The sequence below is a fragment of the uncultured Fretibacterium sp. genome (assembly GCF_963544685.1).
Lineage (GTDB): Bacteria > Synergistota > Synergistia > Synergistales > Aminobacteriaceae > CAJPSE01.
In genome coordinates, this window is sequence record NZ_CAUUGJ010000165.1 from 1 (window position 1) to 3,773 (window position 3,773).

Genomic DNA, 3,773 nt, shown 5'->3' on the forward strand with positions numbered 1-3,773 from the left:
GGCCCTCGAGATCACCGTGCTGGGCCCGGCCCTTCGGGTCGAGGAGGGGGAGGGGTGCGTCGTCGTCACCGGCGCCGACGCCGGCGTCACCCGCAACGGAGCGGCGCTCGATACCTGGCGGGTCCATCGCGTGGCGGCCGGCGACACGCTGGCGTTCGCCGCTCCGGCTTCGGGGGCTCGGGCGTATCTGTGCGTCAGCGGGGGCTTCGACGTTCCGTTGGTCATGGGCAGCCGTTCCACCTACGTACGGGGCCGGTTCGGCGGCCACGAGGGAAGGGCACTGAGGGCCGGGGACGTGCTGCGGACCGGGGCCCCGGATGTCCTTTGGGCGGACTCCGAGGGGCTGGCCCTGACTGTCGGCCTGCGTCCGGTACGAGACGCCTCGGCGCCGCTGCGCGTGGTGATGGGGCCTCAGGACGATGCCTTCACGCCGGGGGGGATCGAAACGTTCCTGAGCTCGGAGTACACGGTTTCCGCCTCGGCCGACCGCATGGGGTACCGTCTGGAGGGGCCATCCGTGGAGCACTGCGAAGGGGCCGATATCGTGTCGGATGCCGTCGCCCTGGGCAGCGTCCAGGTGCCCGGCCACGGCCAGCCCATCGTGATGCTCGCAGACCGGCAGACGACGGGCGGCTACACGAAGATTGCAACGGTCTGCGCCGTGGACGTGCCGGTTTTGGCGCAGCGGCTTCCGGGCCAGGGGGTCCGCTTTGCGCGCGTCTCCGTGCCCGAGGCCCTGAGACTGCTTCGGGACGAGGCCCGGCTTTACGGGGAGGCGCGGCGTCTGCGCGCGGCGTGGCGGACGCGTCCCGGCACGGTGTCTCCGGCCTCTGGGAGCGGTCTGCATCGGGAGCGCGGCCGGATGACGCTGACGGTAAACGGCGTTGCGCACGCGGTGGAGTGGGAGCGTCTGCCCTAGCGGTCCGGCCTGGCGGGCCGGACAACGGAGTCGTATCGCCGTACCCCAAATCCGCAGACAAAATCCTGGCGTTTGGCAAGGAGGGGTTCTACGCGTTTTTTGCCGCACCTGGCGTAGCAGGATCGAGGCCAGCCCAACCGATACCATGACGCGCCCGATTCCTTCATGAAACCGTCGCAGCCTGTGGATTTCCTTGCATCTTCAATTCTTGACAACCCCCCTCTCTGAAGCGTAAACTTTTATTATCCTGAGAAAAAATTATCATGTCGTTAAAAATAGCATGGCGAACGCATGGGGGTCCTGAGGCCGAGTCCCTTCGGCCTCGGGTACTCTGACGCCGATGGAGGGAGGTGCCGCGGTGGATTGCGAGAGGCCCGGAATGGGAAGAGCCGTCGATACGGAGGAGGAAAACGGAGGGGCTGCGGGCGGAAAGTCCGCCTCCGGCGATGTCGTCGCTTCCTACCTGCCGTTGGTCGATTTTCTGGCGGAGGTTCTGGGGCCGACGGCGGAGGTCGTCCTGCACGACCTGCGGCGCAAGGGGCACTCCATGGTCGCCATCCGCAACGGGGAGCTCACGGGGCGCAGGGCTGGGGACGCCACCGCCACGGAGGCCGCCCTCAGGATGGCGCGGAGGGCGGAGGAGCGCGGGGAGCCCTATGCGGCCAATTATTTCGGCCAGCCGGCGGGCGATAAGATCCTGAGGTCCTCCACCTATTTCATCAGGGACGAGAAACGGAACGTCGTGGGGATCCTGGGCGTCAACGTCGACCTCACGCAGCTCATGGCCGCGCGTCAGACGGTCGATCGGCTGCTGGGCCTGGAGAAGTCCGGCGGCGTGCCCGCTGTCCCCTTCGTCGGGGAATCCAGAGGGCCGCGCCGGGACGAGGCGGACCGGAACGTCGAGCACATGGTCTATTCCGTCCTGGAGCGGGTTTTATCGGCCTGTAAGGCGGCCCCTTCCCGTCTCACCGCCCGCGAGAAGCGCGAGGTGGTGGAGGAACTGAACGCCCGGGGCGTCTTTTTGCTGAAGGGCGTAGTCACGGAGGTCGCCCGGCGCCTGAGCGTCTCGGAGCAGACGGTCTATCGCTATTTGAAGGGTTGAAGCCGGAATTGAAAAGGAGGACGAGAAGTCCCAGGAAACCCTCCCGAAAAGGGAGGAGAGATCACTCCAATCTTGATCGTTCGCGCGCTGCGTTTGGGCCGATGACCGTCCGGTGAAAGCCCCAGGCGGACCGCACGGCTCGTTTTTTCGCCGGCGTTGCGCTTACTGCATGCGAACGATCTCGAATTGGAATCAGGGGGCCTGTTGAATGCTGTTGATCGGAAACGGAATGCTGGTAACGCGCGATCCTCGAAATCCCTGGTTCCCGAACGGCTGCGTGGCGGCCGACGGCAGCTTGATCGTCTCGGTGGGGCCGACCGACGATCTGCGGGCCCGATATCCCGAGGCCCGGTTCGTCGACGCGAACGGCGGCCTGATCCTGCCGGGCTTCATCAACGCCCACATGCACTATTACAGCGCCTTCTCCCGCGGGATATCCACGAAGGACGCACCGGCGCAAAATTTCATGGAGGTCCTGGAGCGGCTCTGGTGGCGGCTGGACAAGGCCCTGAGCCTCGAGGACTGCTATTACAGCGGCCTGATCTGCATGATCGACTGCATCAAGAACGGCACGACGACCGTGCTGGACCACCACGCCAGCCCCCATGCGGTGAGGGGCAGCCTGTTCGAGCTGGCCCGCGCCGCCCGCGAGACGGGGATCCGAAACTGCCTTTGCTACGAGGTGTCCGACCGCGACGGTCCGGAGATCATGCGCCGGGGAATCGAGGAGAACATGGAGTTCATCCGTGCCGCCCGTGAGGAGAAGGATGACCTGCTGGCCGGGACCTTCGGGCTTCACGCCTCCATCACCCTGTCGAACGAGACCCTGGCCGCCTGTCGGGAGGCGATGGGGGACGCGGATGCGGGCTTCCACGTCCACGTGGCGGAAGGGCCGGCCGACGAGCGGGACTCCGAGGAGAGATACGGCCGGCGCATTCTCGAGCGTTTCCGCGATTTCGGCCTGCTGGGGCCGAAGTCCATCGCCGTACACTGCATCCACATTGACGAGCACGAGATGGATATTTTGAAGGAGACGGGGACGGCCGTCGTCCACAACCCGGAGTCCAACATGGGCAACGCCGTGGGCACGACGCCCGTGCTGGAGTTTTGCCGGCGGGGCATTCTCACCGGCCTGGGGACGGACGGCTACGTCAGCGACATGCTTCAGTCCTACAAGATGGCCAACGCGCTGCAGAAGCATGCCAATGGGCATCCCAACGTGGCCTGGGGGGAGATCCCGCAGATGCTCTTCGAGAACAACGCGCGCATCGCGGAGCGGTACTTTGGCGTGCCGCTGGGGCGTCTCGCGCCCGGCTGTTCGGCCGACGTCATCGTCTCGGACTACGTGCCGCCGACGCCGCTCACCGATGCGAACGTCAACGGTCACCTGCTCTTCGGGGCGAGCGGCCGCAGTGTGGTCACCACCGTCGCGCGCGGGAAGGTGCTGATGGAGAACCGCGTGCTCCCGGGAATCGACGAACGGGCCGTCGCGGCCAGGGCCCGCGAGCTGGCGGTGAAGACGTGGGAGAGGTTTTAGTGAATGACCGGCCCTTTGCGGCCTTTCAGGCCGCAAATGCCGTGTCAGTCACTATCTCAACGGCGCAACCGTTTGCGCCGTTGAGGCGTGAATGACCGCCTTCCACGAGGTGTTGGCTTGTGGGGTATGCCGGTCGCGCTATCTGGCCGGCCCGGCTCTTCGTTTGCGCCGTTGAGGCGTGAATGACCGCCTTCCGCGAGGTATTGGCCTTGTGG

3 protein-coding genes are annotated in these 3,773 nt (G+C 66.0%); all 3 read left to right on the forward strand.

Going from position 1 to position 3,773, the window contains the following annotated elements; all coding sequences use genetic code 11:
• Positions 1 to 919 (forward strand): biotin-dependent carboxyltransferase family protein (locus ABLA28_RS10910; RefSeq protein ID WP_347713688.1); only part of this gene is annotated, 919 nt, incomplete at its 5' end.
• A gap of 358 nt (positions 920 to 1,277) precedes the next feature.
• On the forward strand, positions 1,278 to 2,021 hold the full coding sequence (locus tag ABLA28_RS10915) for a PAS domain-containing protein (RefSeq protein WP_347713689.1): 744 nt from the start codon (positions 1,278 to 1,280) through the stop codon (positions 2,019 to 2,021).
• A gap of 208 nt (positions 2,022 to 2,229) precedes the next feature.
• Positions 2,230 to 3,558, forward strand: a complete 1,329-nt coding sequence (gene ssnA, locus ABLA28_RS10920) for a putative aminohydrolase SsnA (RefSeq protein WP_299302804.1) — start codon at positions 2,230 to 2,232, stop codon at positions 3,556 to 3,558.
• The last annotated feature ends 215 nt before the right edge of the window (positions 3,559 to 3,773 follow it).